Below are 18,796 nucleotides of genomic sequence, written 5' to 3'. Positions count from 1 at the left end.
ATACACATTGAGGCTGTTTTATTTCCTGATCAATACCAATATTTTTATTGCGCTTGCCGCAGTGGTGCTTACGCTTGAAACACAGGTACAGCTTGGAATGCGGCCTCAATTTCACCCCTATCTAGTATTGATTTTTTTTTCTACACTTTTTGATTATAATCTCCACCGGCTCATTACCGTACTTACCAACAAAGAGGCATTGAATTCTGTAAAGCACCGTTGGGTGAGGAAAAATCTGGTTCTTTTTTATATACTCGTAGCATCTTCCGTAATTGGATTTTTATGGGCTGTTTTTTATGCAGATATAAAAGTGTTGATCACACTTGCCCCAATTGCACTGATAACATTTTTTTATTCTGTGCCGGTATATAAAAACAAAAAAAGTCTTTTCCGGCTAAGAGAAATTCCCTGTTTAAAAATATTCTTAATTTCATTTGTGTGGGCAGCAACAACTATCTTATTACCGGTGATGCGGGGTTCCACAATGTATTCCAAAGAACATGTTTTACTGATGATGGCGGAACGATTTCTTTTTGTATTTGCCATTACAATACCTTTTGATATAAGGGATATGAAGGCTGATGCCAGGCAGGGCTTAAAAACCATTCCGCTATTAATCGGTAAAACCCCGGCGTTAATCTTAGCCAACGTCTTATTGTTTTTGTTCCTCGTAGTAATCGTTCAGCATTACAAATTTACAGGCACAAACTGGCTTATATATCCTCTCTCCCTTTCTGCAGCCACTACTTTTTTGTTTTTAAATAATAAGAAACTTCAATCTAATTTCTTTTATCACTATGGCATTTTGGATGGCACCCTTTTGCTTCAGGGTGCGCTGGTGTTGGGGATGTTTTATTTGCGAAGCATGTTTTAAAATAGTTCAACCTAAAGGGCTGTCACAACCTTGATATGATTTTTTTTGGTGATGAATTTGCCGAAACCGTAACCCAATGCAAAGCCCAGCGGGAAATCGCCTGCCCAGTGTACACCGTTGTTCATCATCGCAAAACTTAACAATCCAGATATAGTATAACCAACCGGCTTTATCCATTTTACAAAAGGGTAATTTTCAGAGATAATAGTAATTGCACTTACAAAAGTGGCCAGGTGCCCCGAAGGGAATGCATCAAATTTTGTTTTATCATTTTGAAAATCACTTAGTCTTGGAAAGGGCCGCCACCTGCCGCCCGGTATACTTGCTGCAGAAGGATTTTCCCGGCCGGTTGCATACTTCATAAGCTGGGTGCCTGCGCCAAGCGTTAAAAAAGATTCGCCCAACTGGCTGGCAGTTTGCAATGCCCGGTTATCATTTTTAATTTTACCAGCCACCAAAAATCCTGCAGCCATTAACACTACAGAAGAGCCCTGCCCCAAATTATAAAAAGCTGTGTTTACATTCCTGGGCATCTTACCCAGGTTGGTATTTTTTCCGAATAACTTAACCCTGACAATAGGATCAAAATCTTCGCTGGCACTGATGCCATTACGACTGGCAAAGCGCTGCACCCCATTGGTGATCTGTTGATCAAAAATAATAAGCAACGCGGAAGAAGCAGCTACAATTCCTACTTTGTATAAATTTTGCTTTTGAAAAGAGTGCTTTGCATACCCAACAGCATCGCCCGGAATATGGCTTAAAAAATCAAATGTTTTAGGTTTGTTACAAATGAATGAATCGCCATTTTTTTCAAGATAAATTCTTTGCTTCGGCAGGGGAGCGATACTGTTTACCGCAGGCAGACTGTCTGATGCATTTAACGCATAAGTAGCAAAGGGACTTGTAATAAGGAGGAGTATAATGCACTTTTTTATCATAACGAAACTGTAGCAGTTGTTTTGTGATCAGTATGTTTCTTAGTCATCCATTTTTCAGCTTTATAAGCGAGCCACGCAGTCCCGCTTCCCACAATGGCCCCTACCAGTACATCCGTAGGATAATGAACACCCTGGTACATCCTAGCATAACCTACAGAAGCGGCATACAAATAACAAGGCGCAATTACGTACCATTTTGGAAAAAGCAAACTTAAAGAAGTTGCCGTACAAAACGCGGCAGTAGTGTGCCCCGATGGCATGGAATAACCTCCCCCAGCGTCTCTTTTTATAATGTAGTTGTAAGTAATAAAGGGTCGGTCTCGCTGGATAATTCTTTTCATTCCCTGCGTAATAATTGCCGAAGCTAAAAAACCTCCGGCCATATAAACAGCATCTTTCTGCATTTTTTTATCATGATTGATTAAACCCGCTGCAAACACGCCTGCAGGTGCTGCAATGTTGAAAACAAACACGCTTTGTGCAGTAGCCTTAAAATAATTATTCTTAAAAGTACTTTCGTGGAGGTTGATTTTTTTTAGCAGATCAATGTCGAAATTCTGGGCAAAAGCCATCGTAATACATAAAAGATAGCTGGTAAAAACAAGGGTAATTTTTTTGTGTAAAACCATGGATATTTTATTTGTGAAGATTGCAAGATAATTGCTATCGTTGGGTTTCGGCAAAAAAAATAAATAACAATTGTTATCAGATGGTTATTCTAATTCTGCAAGCATTGGTAGGATTCTACAACAAAGGTTGCAAACCTCTTTAATTATAAGGTAGCATAAAAACTGTCTGCCTGGAAGCCAGAATAGCAACTGTAATTACTGACTTATTTTATAACTGAACGGAATGTTCAGTTTGATGCTGAAATTACGGCCCATATTAAACACACCAATTCTGCCGGTAGCCAGGTTTTCAGGCGCATATTTTAGTCTGCTTAAATGATTTTGGTAAGCAACATTGCCCAGGTTGTTTCCGCTAATGTTAAGACTAAAAAGTTCGGTACCGTTTTTATTTACAAAGTCAGCGCCAACGCCGGCATTTAAAATAGTATACCCCGGGGTGGCAGTTTCTGTATTGTAGGCAAAAAAGATTTTGTTTTGTGCGAACGTATTATCAGCTTCTATTTTTACATAAAAATCATGCACGGTGTTGCTTATTTTTTTAAAGTTTCCTCTCACTTCTGTAATCAGCCTCGGAGCAGGTATAAAGGGCAAATATTTGGCACCTTCAACGGGATCCTTCAACCGGCCTGATACATACGAAAAAGTGTTTTCAATATGCAGCCAATCCAGCGGATGCGGATGAATATCCATTGTAACTTCCAGGCCACTTAACGTTGCTTTTTGCTGATCGAATTTAAAAGCGGTCAAATCAGCCCCGCCAACGTTCAACGTGCTGTCGCCACCACCTGCAGCCTGTAATTTTCTATATAAAATAAAATTGCTGAAATTATTGTAAAAGCCTGACAGGCTGAAGGAAATGTGCCTGGTATTCAGTTCCAGACCGGCATCAAATTGTGCACTGATCTCACTTTTCAAATTTACATCGCCATACTCATATCGTATGGTGCCTTCGTGAGAGCCATTACTTGCAAGCTCCGGAATACTCGGAGCTCTGAAGCCACGTGCGGCGTTAATTTTTAAATTTAACTGATCCGTTAATTGTATGGCCGTGCCAATACTGCCCGAATAATTGCCAAATGATTTTTTGAAGGCTGCTCCTTTAGCTGTGTTTCCATCCATTAACTCTTTCACATTCAGGTTTCTTGTATCATATCGTACACCACCACTAAGGGTAACTTTTTTAATTGTTTTTTGCGTATACACATATCCGCCGATGTCGAATAAATTATAATCAGGTATCAGTTGCTCAAGCCCTTTATTGGTATTTTGCTGCCGCATTCCGTTAATACCGAAGGATGTTTTCCACCCATTCATATCAGCCAGGTTCAACCGTACCGTGTAGGTAATTGTTTTCAGATCAAAATACAAAGCCTTCTCAGCAGGATCATCCACATTGCCAAATTCTTCCCGCTGGTTATGCTGAAAACCAACATTGATTAACAGCCGATTCTTGCCCAGTTTAAAATTATTATCGGTTGCTATTTTAAAATGGCGGATGTGCTGATAAGGAATTTCAGGCGAAGTACTGTTGAAGTCTGTTGTTGTCGCTACTGCTTGTCCACCTCCGGCAACTGGCTTAACAAAAAACCCTGTGCTGTCCCGCTCTCCTTCTACTAATCCTGTTTTTAAATTAAAATTGCTAAACAGTAAATGACTGTAACCCCATCCGCCGTTGTATCCTGCGTAACCTCCAAAATTTTTCTCGTTAAATTTGGAATTGAAAACCCGGCCATCATATTTATTTTGATAATCAGCAGCTGTGACGTTAGAGCCATATAAATTCCAGTTAATACCTTTTATATTGCCGGCGACATTTCCATTGAAGGAGCGTGATTTATTATTGGTTTGATAATTGGAAAAAAGATTGGCCTTGATACTGTTATTTTCAACAGGCACATTGGTGATGATATTGATTACACCAGCTGTGGCATCGCTGCCATAAATTAAAGAGGCTGGCCCACGCAAAATTTCTACCCTGCTTACACTGGCTTCATCAATCTCAATTCCATGCTCATCTCCCCATTGCTGCCCTTCCTGTCGTACCCCATCGTTAATAGTCAGGACACGGTTATAACTTAAACCACGGATAACAGGCTTTGAAACCGAAGGGCCGGTTGACAAAGTTGATACGCCCGGCTTCTTAGCCAGTGCTTCAATAATATTGGTAGATGAACTCTGAGCCAGCTCTTCTTTATGCATTACGGATACCTGGAACGGTGTTTTTTTTGACTGGGTAGATGTACCCACTCCTGTTACAATTACCGCATTGTTTTCTACGATGGATTCGCTGAGCGCATAATCTTTTTTTGTGTCAGAAGAGATGTCTACATATTCTATCACCGAGGTATATCCCACATGCGACACCTCAATTAAATGCCTTCCTTCAGGCAAATTTTTAAACACAAAATTTCCTGCGGCATCAGTTGAAGTCCCCACTTTTACATCTGTAAAATAAACAGAGGCGCCCCGGATGGGCGCTTTGGTAACGACGTCAGTTACTTTTCCATAAAATGTACCTTTCAGATCAAATGCAGTTTTACCGGCGCCTGCATATAAAGTACCAAAACAAAACAAAAAAGCGATTATTAAAACGGGGGAAAATAACTTCATACTGTATTTATTGTAACAACGTTGCAAATATAAGGCATTTCTGAGCAACAGTTTTACATCATTCTCCCACAATTTAAAAAGTTCCAGCTTAAGGCCGGAACTTTCGTCAGTGAATAACATTATAAAAACATCTACTCAATATTTTCTATAATACCTGCAATGCCCTGACCTCCGCCAACACAGGCAGATACAATGCCATATTTTTTATTCAGGCGTTTCATATCGTTAAACAATTGAATGGTCAATTTACAACCTGTACATCCCAGCGGATGTCCCAATGCGATTGCTCCGCCATTGATATTCACTTTTTCCGGTTCCAGTTCCAGCTGACGAATTACAGCCAGCGATTGTGAGGCGAATGCTTCATTCAATTCAATTAAATCAATATCGTTTAAGCTCATACCAGCCTGCCGTAATACTTTCGGGATGGCTTCAACAGGACCAATACCCATTATGCGTGGATGTACGCCGGCACTGGCACAATTCACCAAACGGGCAATTGGCTTTAATCCCAATTCATTGATCATTCTTTCACTCATTACGATAACAAATGCAGCACCGTCGCTGGTTTGGGAAGAATTGCCCGCGGTAACACAACCACCAGCAGCAAAGGCAGGTTTTAATTTTGCCAGTCCTTCGGGCGTAGTATCTGCACGTACGCCTTCATCCGTATCCACCGTAAAATTTCTCTGTTGCTTTTTTCCTTTTGCATCCAGGTAAATTTCAGGCACATTAACCGGCAGAATACCCGATTTAAAGAAACCATTTTTTATAGCATTCCCTGCTTTTAAATGGCTGTTGTAACTGAACATATCCTGATCTTCGCGACTAACATTGTATTCCTTAGCCACGGCCTCTGCTGTTAAACCCATGCTTAAATAATAATCAGGTTCCTCCGATGCAATGGTAAAAGAAGGTGAAGTTTTCCAGCCTGCCGTGGGCACCATACTCATACTTTCAACACCGCCAGCGATGATACATTCCGCCATGCCTGTTCGTATCTTCGCAGTTGCCATCGCAATACTTTCAAGTCCACTTGCGCAATAGCGGTTAATGGTTATACCAGGCGCATGAATGCCTACCGCTTTTGCAGAAATCATTCTGCCAACCTGTAAGCCTTGCTCCGCCTCCGGTACCGCATTACCCACAATTACATCGTCTACCCTTTTAACATCCAGTTGCGGCACACTTGCCAGCAATCCTTTTATAACGTCAATGGCAAGATCATCCGGCCGTGTAAACCGAAACCCGCCTTTTTTGCTTTTTGTTATGGCTGTTCTGTAACCTGCTATTATATACGCTTCCTGCATGATGTGGATTTTGTCCTGCTTTAAAAGATGGTTCAATATGGCTGCATTCTTTAACTCCTTCAGGTAAGAAGGAAAATAGTTGTTTATGCAACTTTATATACCAAAGTTATAATTTCTATACGAAAACGAAAAATTGAAAACGCTGCCCTACTTTTGCGCAATATGTACAAATTACTGCGCTCTTTTTTATTTCTATTTGATGCTGAAAAGGTGCATTATTTCGCGATGCATGTTTTTAAATCGCTTTGCAAAATTGGGTTTATAAAGAAGATCATTGCCAAAACTTTTACCCCACCGCCATTCGCAGACCAACAGTTTCAGCTTGGAAAACTTTCTTTTAAAAACCCTGTTGGCCTGGGTGCCGGCTTCGACAAAAATGCATTGTACCTCGCGGAACTGGAAGCATTGGGTTTTGGCTTCGTTGAAATAGGCACAGTAACGCCACTGCCCCAGGCCGGCAATGATAAACCAAGATTGTTCCGTTTGCCAAAAGACAAAGCTTTGATCAACCGGATGGGTTTTAATAATGATGGAGTAAAAGTAATAGCTGAGAGGTTGCAGGAGTGGTCGAAAAGACAAAAAAACGCTTCCCCAAGGTTGATCATTGGCGGTAACATTGGAAAAAATAAAATAACGCCTAATGAAGATGCCTGGAAAGATTATGAAATTTGCTTTACTGCCTTGCATGATCATGTTGACTATTTTGTGGTAAATGTAAGCAGCCCTAATACGCCCGGCCTGCGGGAATTACAGGAAAAGGATGCACTCGCAAAAATTTTGCAAAACCTGCAGCGGTTGAATGCTCTGACAAAAAACCCGAAACCTATCTTATTAAAAATAGCACCTGATTTAAATTCCAATCAGGTGGATGATGTAATTGCGTTGGCGATGGATATAAAGCTGGATGGTTTGGTCGCAGCTAATACTACCATTGACCGCTCGGATCTGGTTACATCAAAACGCGTTTTGGATACGATTGGTGCCGGTGGTTTAAGCGGGCTGCCGTTAAAACAACGCAGTACGCAACTGGTTACTTATCTTCATGAAAAAACTAAAGGGCAAATACCCATTATTGCAAGTGGCGGCATTTTCACCGGCGCTGATGCAAAAGAAAAACTGGCTGCGGGCGCCGCACTGGTGCAGGTCTGGACCGGCTTCATTTATGAAGGACCGAAAATTGTAAGCAACATTTGTAAAACTTTGCAGTAAGGCATTAAATTCAATTATGGACTATTTATTTACATCGGAAAGTATTATCAGCTTTTTCGTTTTGGTTATTTTAGAAATTGTGCTGGGCATAGACAATGTAATATTCGTTAGCATTATTATTAACCGTTTGCCGCAGGAAAAAGAAAAAACCGCCCGGCGGTTTTGGATGATAACGGGCATCATTACACGCAGTTTATTATTGATGGCGCTGGGTTGGTTACTCACACAAAAAGGCAAGCCTGTATTTACTGTTTTTAACAAAGGTTTTGATTTGGCAAGCCTTGTAATGCTTGCTGGTGGTATCTTCTTAATCTACAAAACGGTAATGGAAATTCACCATAAACTGGAAGGCGAAGATGACAGTTATGAAGCACAAAATAAACCACCACTAACGCTTGGCAAAGCGGTCGCTCAAATCATGTTGATTGATATGGTGTTTTCATTTGACAGCATCATTACCGCCGGAGGTACAGCTGACCACGTTGAAATAATGATTGCGGCTGTAGTGATTGCCATGTTTGTTATGTTTTTATTCAGCCCAAAAATTTCTGCTTTTATTCATAAACATCCTTCCATTAAAATGCTTGCCCTTTCTTTTTTGGTGATGATTGGATTATCGCTGGTAATCGAAGGCTGGGATGCGGCTAAATCAGAAGAATTGCATTTGAAAAACTACATTTATTTTGGAATGGCATTTTCCTTTTTAGTAGAAATACTGAATATTTCTATGGTGAAAAGACAGAAGAAAAGACGTGTGGTGGAATTAAATGAGCCTAAGTTAACACAGCGGAATGAATCGGACCAGGCAAGTTGAAAACTAACAATTACAAAGTATTGTAGCTGCTACAACGCCGGCAGTTTCCGTTCTTAGCCTTGTGTTGCCCAATGCCACTGGTATAAAGTGATTTTCTATTGCAGCTGCGATTTCATCTTTTGTAAAATCTCCTTCAGGACCAATTAATATAATGCTTTTCGTTGCGGCAGCTGATAACGTTTGAACAAGTTGTTGTTTCAAAGTTTCCTCTTCACAATGGGCTATATATTTTTGTTGGGCGGGATGATGAACAGCTTCAGCAAAAGGAGTCGGTTCATTTAATTTGGGCAGCCAGGTTTGCTGCGATTGCAACATAGCACTGATCAGGATATTCTTCATCCGGTCGTGCCTGAAGTGTTGCTTTTCTGTGCGGCTGCAGATTAAAGGAACAATTTCAGCGATGCCTATTTCTGTGGCTTTCTCCAAAAACCATTCAAACCGTGTACTGTTTTTTACAAGTGAAATAGCAATGGTGATTTTTTTTACGGGTTCAGTCTGCACAGATTCAGACAGCACGTTTACTACACATTTCTTCCTGTTATCGTCAATTATCTCCGTTGTAAATAAATGCCCTTTCCCATCTGTCAACAGTAATTGTTCCCCTGCTTGCATCCGCAAAACCTGTATCGCATGTTTGGATGTTTCTTCGCCTAAAACAAACTGAATCGCACCAGTTTTAATTGAATCGGTATAAAAAAAAGGAAGTGCCATTTTCAAAGACGGGGTTACTATATTTTATCCTATTGACTTATGTTATTGTCTCTTATCATCAAAAAATCTACATTAGAAGGGAGCTTCGTCATCAAATGCGCCATCATTCATTTTGCTGCCTTTCTGTATATATAGTTTTGCACCTCCACCATCATCATCTGTTTTTACCGGCCTGAAATTGCCGCCGGGTATTCCACCACCAAAATCATCTCCACCATCTGTGTCTTCCACAAACTTTTGTATATGCAGCAAGGCTCTCAATTTCACGGTATCAAGGCTACCATTTCTGTGTTTTGCAATCTTTACATAGGTTTCTCCCTTGTTACTTTCACCATGTTCATTGGCAGTTATATCATAGTATTCCGGGCGGTATAAAAACATTACCATGTCCGCATCCTGCTCAATAGCGCCCGATTCACGCAAATCACTTAGCTGCGGAATTTTCGCACCTTCTTTTCTTTTTTCCACTTCACGACTTAACTGGCTCAGTGCAATAATCGGCACCTGTAATTCTTTTGCCAATCCTTTTAAATCCCTTGAAATGCTGCTGATCTCCTGCTCACGGTTGCCATTTTTATTGCTGCCACCACCGCTCATCAGCTGCAGGTAATCTATAATTATCAGGCCGAGGTTATTTTTATTTTTAAGCCGTCTGCATTTGGCCCTTAATTCAAAAATATTTAGAGCTGCCGTGTCGTCGATAAAGATGGGTGCGTTGCTTAATCTTTCGATTCCCTTTTTATACAACTGCTTCATTTCATGCTCTTCCAGTTTACCCCGGTTAATTTTTTCCAGCCATATTTCACTTTCAGCACTTAAAATACGTTGTACCAGCTGGCCGGCACTCATTTCCAAACTAAAAAAGGCAACGGTGGTGGGTTTGGTAGGATGCAATGCCGCAGTCCGGCAAAGGTTGAGGGCAAAAGCAGTTTTACCAACTGATGGCCTTGCCGCAAGTACAATCAGATCGGTTGGCTGCCAGCCATAGGTTAGTTTATCCAGCGAAGGGAATCCGCTTGGCACGCCGGTAAGATCTTCGTCTCTGTTACGCATATCTTCAATGCGTTGAATGGTTTTTACCAAAACGGTATTGATGTCATCAAAATTTTTGCGCAAATGGCTGTTGGTTATTTCAAACAATTTGCTTTCGGCATCATCCAGTAAATCAAAAACATCCGTGCTGTCTTCATATGCATCGCCGATTATTTCTCCGCTGATGCGGATCAGCTCCCTTTGAATAAATTTCTGCAAAATTATCCTGGAATGCGCCTCAATATTAGCTGAAGAAACTACTGAGTTGGTTAATTTAGAAACATAATACGGCCCACCTACGAGGTCAAGTTCTTCCTTAAATTTCAGTTCTTCTACCACTGTCAGCAAATCAATCGGCATACTCTTTTGTGCCAGGGAGATCATCGATTTAAAAATCCGCTGATTGGCTTCTACGTAGAAACACTCAGCTTTCAATATTTCAATCACCGTATCAAATGCGCTTTTCTCCAGCATGATGGCTCCCAGAACTGCTTCCTCCAGGTCTTTCGACTGGGGCGGCACTTTTCCAAAAACCATGTTGCCAAGGTCGAGCGAAGGCTTCCTTCTTGTCTTTCTATCTTTATTAAGGTTAGTAAATTCCATTTCTTTTTTGTTGGTTGGTAAGATTAAAAATTTATCATCTGGCTTGCTGAACTAACTCTTGTCACGGGAATGTTGTGTCCGCTGCAAGTATTATTTCCCTTTCCTAATTTTCTGTTCTGATCCCCGAAAATTATTGCAGGGCGGCTAAGGTAAAGTCAAATTTCTTACCGTTATCCACATTATGATGTCATCAACTTTTTATATTGATTTTCCACCGCAAATCCACAGGCAAAAATAGCTTATTCACGGCTTATGCACAGGTTTATTAACAGGGTAAAATCAAACACAGCCGCAATGCGTAACAATTTATTAACACGCCGCAGACAGCCCTTTTATTTTTCTTCACCGGCAGGCATTTTTTTTTCACTTGTTTTATTGAAACCGAATCAGTAGTTTTTTTACTACAAGGTTTTCGAAGCTATTTGCTGCTTGTTTTTGTCCTTAACCGTCAATGGCTATCTTTGCGGTCTCAAATAAAACAATCATTTATCGATGACCATAAGTTACAATTGGCTGAGCGAATATCTTCCGGAAAAAATAGAAGCGGAAAAGTTAAGTAAAATTCTTACTTCTATTGGGTTGGAAGTGGAAAGCATGGAAAAATACGAAGAGTTGAAAGGCGGCCTTGAAGGTTTGGTAACTGGCGAGGTGCTGGAATGCGTGAAACATCCGGATGCGGATAAATTAAGTCTTACCAAAGTTGACATAGGAGCAGGCGAGCCATTGCAGATTGTATGCGGCGCACCCAATGTAGCAGTAGGGCAAAAAGTAATAGTAGCTACGGTTGGAGCAACTATTTATCCGTTTACGGGTGAGCCTATGACTATGAAAAAAGCAAAGATCCGCGGCATCGAGAGCTTCGGGATGATTTGTGCAGAAGATGAAATTGGATTGAGCGATAATCACGCAGGTATTTTGATTTTGCCGCCCGCCACCAAAACCGGTATTCCCGCAGCTGCTTATTTTGGTACCTATAACGATATTATCTTTGAAATAGGCCTTACGCCAAACCGCATGGATGCTATGAGTCACCTGGGCGTAGCGAGGGATGTCTGCGCCTGGTTGCTGCACCATAATAAAAAAGATACGCATGTAAAATCGCCCTTTAAAACTAATTTTAAACCAGACCACCAGGGAGCTTCAATTGAAGTAAGTATTGAAAACAAAACTGCGTGTGAACGCTATGCCGGGGTTTGCCTGCAGGGAGTTACCATTGCTGAAAGCCCAAAATGGTTGCAGCAAAAATTAAAAAGCATCGGTTTGAGGCCCATTAATAATATAGTGGACATCACTAACTTTATTTTGCATGAAACAGGCCAGCCGCTGCATGCTTTTGATGCCGACATGATTAAAGGCAATAAGATAATTGTAAAAAATTTACCCGAAGGCAGTCCGTTTATAACGTTGGATGATAAAGAAAGAAAATTGTCAGCGGAAGATTTAATGATCTGTAATGAAACAGAAGGCATGTGTATAGCAGGCGTATATGGAGGTGCACATAGCGGGGTGAGCGCCGGTACAAAAAATATTTTTTTGGAAAGTGCCTGGTTTAATCCCATCACCATTCGCAAAACTTCTTTCAGGCATGGCTTGCGTACGGATGCTGCAACACGCTTTGAAAAAGGAGTCGATATCAGCAACACGGTAAACGTACTAAGAAGGGCGGCTTTATTGATAAAGGAAATCGCCGGTGGCAAAATAGCATCTGATATAATTGATGTATACCCGGATCCAAAAAACAAAACAGAAGTTGCCATCAAATATCATTACTTAAAAAAATTAAGTGGTAAAAATTATCATGGCGATACCATCAAAAATATTTTAGCCGGGCTTGGGTTTGAAATCATTAAAGAGGGGTTAGATGATATCAGGGTGGCTGTTCCGTTTAGTAAACCGGATATTCATATCCCGGCAGATATTGTGGAGGAAATTATGCGGATAGACGGGCTAGACAATGTGGAGATACCAGCCGTCATCAGCATGTCGCCTGCAGTTGAAACCCTTGCGCAGGAAGCTGCTTACAAAGAAAAAACTGCTGCCTGGCTTACAGGAGCCGGCTTCAATGAAATTTTTACCAACAGTATAACAAATGCGGCCTACTACAGTGAAGCAGTGCTGGAATCAACTGTAAAAATGATTAACAGCCTGAGTGCGGATTTAAATGTAATGCGCCCGCAAATGATGGAAACGGGCCTGGAAAGCGTTGCCTATAATTTAAACCGCCGCAACAGCAACCTCCAGTTTTTTGAATTTGGTAAAACCTATGGTACGGATGGTGTCGGGAAATATACAGAACAACAACACATTAGTATTTATATTACAGGTAAACGAAATGAAGACAGCTGGAAAGCAAAAGGCGACAAGGCCGATTTTTATTTTGCAAAAGGCATCTGTGAAAAAATCATGGTATTGCTTGGTTTATCCATAGCGGCTTACAAAACCGAAGCCGATGATAAACTGGATAGCTGTGTAAAAGCTCTTATCAAAAATGAGGTGGTAGCAACTATCGGGTCAGTTAATAAAAAAGTGCTGGAACGTTTTGATATTAAGCAACCTGTGTTATACGCTGATATTGATTGGGATAAAGTAATCACACTAAACAAAAACCTGAAAATAGCTTTTGCGGATATTCCAAAATTTCCGTCGGTACAAAGAGACCTTTCGATTGTAGTGGATAAAGCGCTTAAATATGAGCAGGTAGAAAAAGCCACCATAGCCGCTAAGCTGAGTAAATTAACATCCGTTAACTTATTCGATGTATTTGAAAGTGAAAAATTAGGGCAGAACAAAAAATCCATGGCCATCAGCTTCACTTTTTCTGATGAAGAAAAAACCATGACAGATAAGGATATTGATGGCATGATGGGAAGAATCATTGACTGTTACCAAAAGGATTTGCAGGCAGAGATTAGGAAATAATGCTATCTTTTAAATAAACTGGCATGAAAATGTTACAATTTTAGCATCCTCTATGGCAGCAGTAGAAGAACATATTAACCGGGTATATAATAAAATTCAGCAGCTGCTGAAACAGTATTATGTGTTGCAAAAAGAAAATGAGAAATTAAGACTATCCGTGGAGACCCTGCAAGCAACACACCAGCAGGATACTGAAAAAATACACCAGTTAATGCAGCAGGTCAGTATTTTAAAATCGGCTGCAGGACAAATGGAAGAGCCCGATAAAAAGGTTTTTGAAAAACAAATCAACCAATACATTAAAGAAATTGATAAATGTATTGGACTGTTAAGCGAGTAGCATATGTCAGAACTAATCCCGATCAACATAGTTATAGGTGACAGAACCTATCGCATTAAAACTCTTCCTAAAGATGAGGAGGTAATCCGGCGTACGTTAAAAACTGTCAACGATAAAATAGTTGAGTTTAAAACCCAGTTTGGCGGAAAAGACATGCAGGATTACATTGCTATGGTAATGATCTGGTACGCCACCCTCGCAAATGCAGATGCTAATCCTGTGCTGGAAAAAGAAGTAAGTGAAGCTTTACAAAAAATGGAGTTAGCCATTGATAAAGCATTGTAAATTACTTTAATAAACACTTATTAGGCGCTCCCAACTCTCCAAAAAATCATTATCTTCGCCAACTATCTGCGTACCCTGTAATTATGGGGTTAGAAGTGTATACAAGATTGTGAACCGTTTAAAAACAAAAAATTATCAATGGAATCAAACATACTTTCCATCATCATTGGTGCAGCAGCCCTTGTTATAGGCGTTGTACTGGGCAAAATTGTATTTGCCAAAAACACAAAAAAACAAGTAGAAGAAGCTGAGCAGCAGGCAAAACTTATTTTAAAAGAAGCAGAATTAAGAGCCGAAAATTTAAAAAAGGAAAAAGAACTGGACGCCAAAGAAAAATTTGTGCAAATGAAGGCTGCACATGACAAGGACGTGATGCAGCGCAATCAAAAAATTCTGGATTCAGAAAATCGCATCAAACAGAAAGAGCAAGGCATTAACCAGAAAGAAGCCAACCTGGATAAACAGGTAAAAGAAAACGAAGCCATTAAAGAAACCCTTAACCGGCAGATTGAAGTAGTTAATACAAAAAGAAGCGAACTTGAAAAACACCAGGAAGAGCATATTCGCCGTCTTGAAAAAGTAGCAGGTCTTTCTGCAGAAGATGCAAAAGCACAGTTAATTGATAGCCTTAGACAGGAAGCACAAACCAAAGCACTGGTAATTCAGCAGGAAATAATTGAAGAGGCTAAATTAAAAGCCAATAAAGAAGCACGCAAAATTGTAATTCAAACCATTCAACGTACGGCTGCAGAACAGGCAATTGAAAACTCCATCACTGTATTTAATCTAGAAAGTGATGAAATAAAAGGTTCTATTATTGGCCGTGAGGGACGTAACATCAGGGCGATCGAAGCCGCGACTGGTGTAGATCTCATTGTAGATGACACGCCCGAGGCTATTGTATTGTCTTCCTTTGACCCATTGAGAAGAGAAATCGCCCGTTTGTCGTTACAGCGCCTTGTAGCTGATGGCCGTATTCACCCTGCCCGTATTGAGGAAGTGGTAGAAAAAACTAAAAAACAACTGGATGACCAGGTAATGGAAATAGGGGAACGCACTGCCATGGAGCTCGGTGTTCACGGTCTTCACAAGGAGTTGGTGAGGATGGTGGGCCGCATGCGCTTCCGCTCTTCCTACGGACAAAACTTGCTGATGCACAGTCGCGAAACGGCTAACTTATGCTCTATCATGGCCGCTGAGTTAGGTATGAATCCAAAATTGGCAAAACGTGCCGGATTGTTACATGATATTGGTAAGGTACCAGATGAAGAAACAGAATTAAGCCATGCATTATTGGGTGCAAAACTTGCTGAAAAATATGGCGAAAATCCAGCCGTGGTAAATGCAATCGGCGCTCACCATGATGAAATGGAAATGCAATATGTAATTTCTCCTATTGTACAGGCTTGCGATGCCATCAGTGGCGCCCGTCCCGGTGCAAGAAGGGAAATCATGCAACAATACATTCAGCGTATTAAAGACCTTGAAAATTTGGCGCAGGCTTACCAGGGCGTTGAAAAAGCATACGCAATTCAGGCCGGCAGAGAATTAAGGGTAATTGTAGAAGCGGACAAAGTAAGTGATGGCGATAGTGATAAATTAAGCTTTGAAATTGCGCAGAAGATTCAAACAGAGATGACATTTCCGGGGCAAATTAAAGTAACCGTGATAAGGGAAAAACGAGCAGTAAATATTGCCAGGTAAATTTTGTAAAGAAGCCGCAGTCCGAAAGCTGCGGCTTTTTATTGCCAGGCCAATTTTAAACTTGTTTCTTCAACTAGCAAGGCAGTTTTAAAAAATATAAGTAGAATTAAAAAAATATCTGTTATTCATTTTACAATTATCAATTAAACCCCTACCTTTGCCGTCCGTTAAAAATAATGATTATGAACGCAGTTTCTTTTGTACACGAACAACTAACAGCAAAACCAACACTTCCTGCTTTTAAAGCCGGTGATAACATCACTGTTAACTATAAAATTGTTGAAGGCAGTAAAGAACGTATCCAGAGCTTTAAAGGCGATGTGATTAAACGCCAGGGGGTTGGTGCAACGGCAACTTTCACTGTTCGTAAAATGAGTGATGGTGTGGGTGTTGAACGTTTATTTCCTTTCTATTCTCCCAATATTGAAAGTATAGTGTTAAATAAAGTTGGTAAAGTACGCCGTGCTAAATTGTTTTACCTTAGAGAAAGAAGCGGTAAAAGTGCACGTATCCAGGAAAAAAGAATGGCTGTTGCCCTTAAGAAAAAATAATAAGCGTTTAAATATATTAAAAGGCGAAAATCAGTTGGATGATTTTCGCCTTTTTAGTTGGTATACTGCCTAATTGAATTTTATAGAATGATTATTGGAAATTGATATGGAATCCTTACCGTTAAATGCTTTACCCCTGATTAACAACCTTTTTTCTCAACTTAATAAACTGAAAATGATGAGGAAGTTAATCACGTCTTTCCTGATTTTTTTTGCTGCCATTTATTTTATTTCCTGTTCGAGAGGTATTACCAATTATGAAGCCGCCAATGGCAAAGCAAAATGCGGCAGGTATCTCAGATAATTATCAACGTTAAAAAATTTGATTATTAACAATCAAAAAACTGCTCAAGAAGATATTTCTTTTATCTTTGTTGACTAAATTTAATATCATGCTACTATCAAGTTTAAATGCTGTTTTTTTGATTGGGATGCCGGGCGGATCTGAATGGATCTTTATTTTGCTGGCAGTTGTATTACTATTTGGCGGAAAAAAAATTCCTGAATTAATGAAAGGCATCGGCAAAGGTGTAAGAGATTTCAATGATGCCAAGGCAAGTGTAAAAAATGAAATAGAGGAAGGCATGAAAGAAAAGGATAAGGATTCTGAAATCAGGGAATTGAAGCAACAGCTGGAACAAAAAAGAGCCCAGGAAGCCCAGGCTCAGAATATAGCAAAATAATTTTTAGTATTACATAACTACGGCTGAAGTGATTTTGCTGTCATGTATCCAAAGTCGGATAGCGGGCAGTATAAAAACACTTCAGCCTCTTTTATACATATCCATCAAACCTTTCTTTTTGTTTACTTCTATTAAGGAATATCAACAACAACTACTAACTGGCCGCACTACCTGTGTAACAGCTGTTAATAATTATCTGCAAAAAATTGACACTAAAAAACACCTCAACGCTTTTACAGAAATCTTTGCTGAAGAAGCACTGGAAAAAGCGGCATTGCTGGATGCTGCAAGAACTGAAGGTGCCAAGATGGGCCGTTTACATGGGGTAGTCATCGCTATTAAAGACGTGATTTGTTATAAAAATCACAGGGTGACCGCCGCATCGAAAATTCTGGAAGGGTTTACTTCCGTTTATAATGCCACCGCCATTCAGAAATTATTGGACGAAGAGGCCATCATAATTGGCAACTGCAATTGCGACGAATTTGCAATGGGGAGTACAAACGAAAATTCTGCTTACGGAAATGTACTGAATGCGTTGGACGAATCTAAAGTCCCTGGAGGTTCATCCGGAGGCAGCGCAGTGGCAGTGCAGGCAGGTATGTGCATGATTAGCCTGGGCAGTGATACAGGCGGCTCTGTACGCCAGCCTGCAGATTTCTGCGGCATAGTTGGTCTTAAACCCACGTATGGCAGGATATCCCGTTATGGATTGATTGCGTATGCTTCTTCCTTTGATCAAATAGGTATTTTTGGCAATTCTGTAGAAGATGTGGCCATAGCTTTGAAAGTTATTTCAGGAGCAGATGACTACGACAGTACAGCAATTACGCAGCCTTTGACAGTAAAAGAGAATTCAATTGATTTCAAAAATAACGGGGCGGCGGATAGAAAATACCGCATAGCTTATTTTAATGAAGCGTTACAACATCCTTCACTCGACCAGGAAATCAGCACCAGCATTTTTTCTACAATACAAGAGTTAAAGAATGCTGGTCATACCGTTGAAGCGGTTGATTTTGATTTACTGGAATATATTGTACCAGCCTATTACGTTTTAACAACGGCAGAAGCCAGCAGCAATCTTAATAGGTTTGATGGTGTGCGTTTCGGTCACCGCACTAAAGAAGCGGTGGAAGATTTGACGGATTTCTACAAGCGCAGCCGCAGTGAAGGCTTCGGCAAAGAAGTGCAACGAAGGATCCTGCTGGGAACTTTTGTTTTGAGCGCCGGCTATTTTGATGCATATTTTACCAAGGCACAGCAGGTGAGGCGTATGCTTGCAGACCGTACAACTGCTATTTTCAACAATTATGACGCGATTATTCTTCCGACAGCACCTACTACTGCATTTACAATTGGTGAAAAAAGCGATGATCCTATCGCGATGTACCTGGCAGATATTTATACGGTATTCGCTAACCTGACCGGGTTACCGGCTATCTCCATTCCGATATATAAACATGGCAACGGTATGCCCTTCGGCTTGCAGGTGCTCACAAATAAAATGGATGAAGTAACTTTGCTGCAATTATCAGCTATGTTGCTGCAACAGTTTAAAAGTGTTTAGTTACCCTGCAT

At 40.5% G+C, this 18,796-nt stretch carries 17 protein-coding genes; 11 read left to right on the top strand and 6 right to left on the bottom strand.

From position 1 onward, the window contains the following. The first annotated feature begins 7 nt into the window (after positions 1-7). Positions 8-874 (top strand): UbiA family prenyltransferase, encoded by an 867-nt coding sequence (locus QWZ08_RS18715; RefSeq protein WP_290339053.1) that lies wholly within the window; start codon positions 8-10, stop codon positions 872-874. Positions 875-885: 11 nt separating this feature from the next. Here QWZ08_RS18715 and QWZ08_RS18710 read toward each other — a convergent pair whose 3' ends face one another. The 4 genes from QWZ08_RS18710 to QWZ08_RS18695 form a co-directional block, all read right to left on the bottom strand. Then, positions 886-1,815, bottom strand: coding sequence for a phosphatase PAP2 family protein (locus tag QWZ08_RS18710; RefSeq protein ID WP_290339052.1), 930 nt, complete (start codon positions 1,813-1,815; stop codon positions 886-888). Then, positions 1,812-2,444 carry a phosphatase PAP2 family protein gene (locus tag QWZ08_RS18705; protein WP_290339051.1) on the bottom strand — a complete coding sequence of 211 codons (633 nt, stop codon included), beginning with the start codon at positions 2,442-2,444 and terminating at the stop codon, positions 1,812-1,814. Before QWZ08_RS18705 ends, QWZ08_RS18710 begins: the two co-directional genes overlap by 4 nt. 195 nt (positions 2,445-2,639) lie before the next feature. Further along, positions 2,640-5,054: a TonB-dependent receptor gene (locus QWZ08_RS18700; RefSeq protein WP_290339050.1), complete on the bottom strand. Its 2,415-nt coding sequence runs from the start codon at positions 5,052-5,054 to the stop codon at positions 2,640-2,642. 131 nt (positions 5,055-5,185) lie between these two features. After that, positions 5,186-6,364: a thiolase family protein gene (locus QWZ08_RS18695; protein ID WP_290339049.1), complete on the bottom strand. Its 1,179-nt coding sequence runs from the start codon at positions 6,362-6,364 to the stop codon at positions 5,186-5,188. A 162-nt stretch (positions 6,365-6,526) separates the two neighbouring features. On the opposite strand from QWZ08_RS18695, the gene QWZ08_RS18690 reads away from it, so the two are divergent. Continuing rightward, positions 6,527-7,573, top strand: a complete 1,047-nt coding sequence (locus QWZ08_RS18690) for a quinone-dependent dihydroorotate dehydrogenase (protein ID WP_290339048.1) — start codon at positions 6,527-6,529, stop codon at positions 7,571-7,573. 16 nt (positions 7,574-7,589) lie between these two features. Continuing rightward, positions 7,590-8,387: a TerC family protein gene (locus tag QWZ08_RS18685; protein WP_290339047.1), complete on the top strand. Its 798-nt coding sequence runs from the start codon at positions 7,590-7,592 to the stop codon at positions 8,385-8,387. 3 nt (positions 8,388-8,390) lie between these two features. Here the strand turns inward: QWZ08_RS18685 and QWZ08_RS18680 are convergent, their stop codons facing one another. Further along, complete coding sequence (locus tag QWZ08_RS18680; protein WP_290339046.1) at positions 8,391-9,098, bottom strand: 16S rRNA (uracil(1498)-N(3))-methyltransferase; 708 nt, start codon at positions 9,096-9,098, stop codon at positions 8,391-8,393. A gap of 72 nt (positions 9,099-9,170) precedes the next feature. Continuing rightward, positions 9,171-10,733 (bottom strand): replicative DNA helicase, encoded by a 1,563-nt coding sequence (gene dnaB / locus QWZ08_RS18675; protein ID WP_290339045.1) that lies wholly within the window; start codon positions 10,731-10,733, stop codon positions 9,171-9,173. 492 nt (positions 10,734-11,225) lie between these two features. On the opposite strand from dnaB, the gene pheT reads away from it, so the two are divergent. The 8 genes from pheT (at position 11,226) to gatA (ending at position 18,785) form a co-directional block, all read left to right on the top strand. After that, on the top strand, positions 11,226-13,652 hold the full coding sequence (gene pheT / locus QWZ08_RS18670) for a phenylalanine--tRNA ligase subunit beta (protein ID WP_290339044.1): 2,427 nt from the start codon (positions 11,226-11,228) through the stop codon (positions 13,650-13,652). Positions 13,653-13,704: 52 nt separating this feature from the next. Beyond that, the gene (locus QWZ08_RS18665; protein WP_290339043.1) at positions 13,705-13,992 is read left to right on the top strand and encodes a hypothetical protein; all 288 of its coding nucleotides are present in this window, start codon (positions 13,705-13,707) and stop codon (positions 13,990-13,992) included. Between the two features lie 3 nt (positions 13,993-13,995). Beyond that, on the top strand, positions 13,996-14,277 hold the full coding sequence (locus QWZ08_RS18660; protein ID WP_290339042.1) for a cell division protein ZapA: 282 nt from the start codon (positions 13,996-13,998) through the stop codon (positions 14,275-14,277). A gap of 138 nt (positions 14,278-14,415) precedes the next feature. Further along, positions 14,416-15,981 (top strand): ribonuclease Y, encoded by a 1,566-nt coding sequence (gene rny, locus QWZ08_RS18655; protein ID WP_290339041.1) that lies wholly within the window; start codon positions 14,416-14,418, stop codon positions 15,979-15,981. 182 nt (positions 15,982-16,163) lie between these two features. Continuing rightward, positions 16,164-16,532 (top strand): 50S ribosomal protein L19, encoded by a 369-nt coding sequence (rplS, locus tag QWZ08_RS18650; protein WP_290339040.1) that lies wholly within the window; start codon positions 16,164-16,166, stop codon positions 16,530-16,532. A gap of 175 nt (positions 16,533-16,707) precedes the next feature. Further along, entirely contained in the window at positions 16,708-16,836 is a 129-nt protein-coding gene (locus QWZ08_RS18645) for a hypothetical protein (protein ID WP_290339039.1), read from the top strand. A gap of 88 nt (positions 16,837-16,924) precedes the next feature. Then, positions 16,925-17,215: a Sec-independent protein translocase subunit TatA/TatB gene (locus tag QWZ08_RS18640; protein ID WP_290339038.1), complete on the top strand. Its 291-nt coding sequence runs from the start codon at positions 16,925-16,927 to the stop codon at positions 17,213-17,215. A 118-nt stretch (positions 17,216-17,333) separates the two neighbouring features. Then, complete coding sequence (gene gatA, locus QWZ08_RS18635) at positions 17,334-18,785, top strand: Asp-tRNA(Asn)/Glu-tRNA(Gln) amidotransferase subunit GatA (protein ID WP_290339037.1); 1,452 nt, start codon at positions 17,334-17,336, stop codon at positions 18,783-18,785. Positions 18,786-18,796: the final 11 nt, after the last annotated feature.

The organism is Ferruginibacter paludis (assembly GCF_030409685.1).
In the GTDB taxonomy this organism is placed as follows: Bacteria; Bacteroidota; Bacteroidia; order Chitinophagales; family Chitinophagaceae; genus Ferruginibacter; species Ferruginibacter paludis.
Note: the sequence above shows the minus strand (reverse complement) of the source record. Positions and strands in the feature narration are given on the sequence as shown.

What these genes read in the sequence shown, in the direction of transcription:
- QWZ08_RS18660 (WP_290339042.1), top strand. Translation starts at nt 13,996, where the DNA reads ATGTCAGAACTAATCCCGATCAACATAGTTATAGGTGACAGAACCTAT.
- QWZ08_RS18705 (WP_290339051.1), bottom strand. Translation starts at nt 2,444, where the DNA reads ATGGTTTTACACAAAAAAATTACCCTTGTTTTTACCAGCTATCTTTTA.
- QWZ08_RS18665 (WP_290339043.1), top strand. Translation starts at nt 13,705, where the DNA reads ATGGCAGCAGTAGAAGAACATATTAACCGGGTATATAATAAAATTCAG.
- QWZ08_RS18640 (WP_290339038.1), top strand. Translation starts at nt 16,925, where the DNA reads ATGCTACTATCAAGTTTAAATGCTGTTTTTTTGATTGGGATGCCGGGC.
- QWZ08_RS18685 (WP_290339047.1), top strand. Translation starts at nt 7,590, where the DNA reads ATGGACTATTTATTTACATCGGAAAGTATTATCAGCTTTTTCGTTTTG.
- QWZ08_RS18680 (WP_290339046.1), bottom strand. Translation starts at nt 9,098, where the DNA reads ATGGCACTTCCTTTTTTTTATACCGATTCAATTAAAACTGGTGCGATT.
- QWZ08_RS18700 (WP_290339050.1), bottom strand. Translation starts at nt 5,054, where the DNA reads ATGAAGTTATTTTCCCCCGTTTTAATAATCGCTTTTTTGTTTTGTTTT.
- QWZ08_RS18645 (WP_290339039.1), top strand. Translation starts at nt 16,708, where the DNA reads ATGATGAGGAAGTTAATCACGTCTTTCCTGATTTTTTTTGCTGCCATT.
- dnaB (WP_290339045.1), bottom strand. Translation starts at nt 10,733, where the DNA reads ATGGAATTTACTAACCTTAATAAAGATAGAAAGACAAGAAGGAAGCCT.
- rny (WP_290339041.1), top strand. Translation starts at nt 14,416, where the DNA reads ATGGAATCAAACATACTTTCCATCATCATTGGTGCAGCAGCCCTTGTT.
- rplS (WP_290339040.1), top strand. Translation starts at nt 16,164, where the DNA reads ATGAACGCAGTTTCTTTTGTACACGAACAACTAACAGCAAAACCAACA.
- pheT (WP_290339044.1), top strand. Translation starts at nt 11,226, where the DNA reads ATGACCATAAGTTACAATTGGCTGAGCGAATATCTTCCGGAAAAAATA.
- QWZ08_RS18710 (WP_290339052.1), bottom strand. Translation starts at nt 1,815, where the DNA reads ATGATAAAAAAGTGCATTATACTCCTCCTTATTACAAGTCCCTTTGCT.
- QWZ08_RS18695 (WP_290339049.1), bottom strand. Translation starts at nt 6,364, where the DNA reads ATGCAGGAAGCGTATATAATAGCAGGTTACAGAACAGCCATAACAAAA.
- QWZ08_RS18690 (WP_290339048.1), top strand. Translation starts at nt 6,527, where the DNA reads ATGTACAAATTACTGCGCTCTTTTTTATTTCTATTTGATGCTGAAAAG.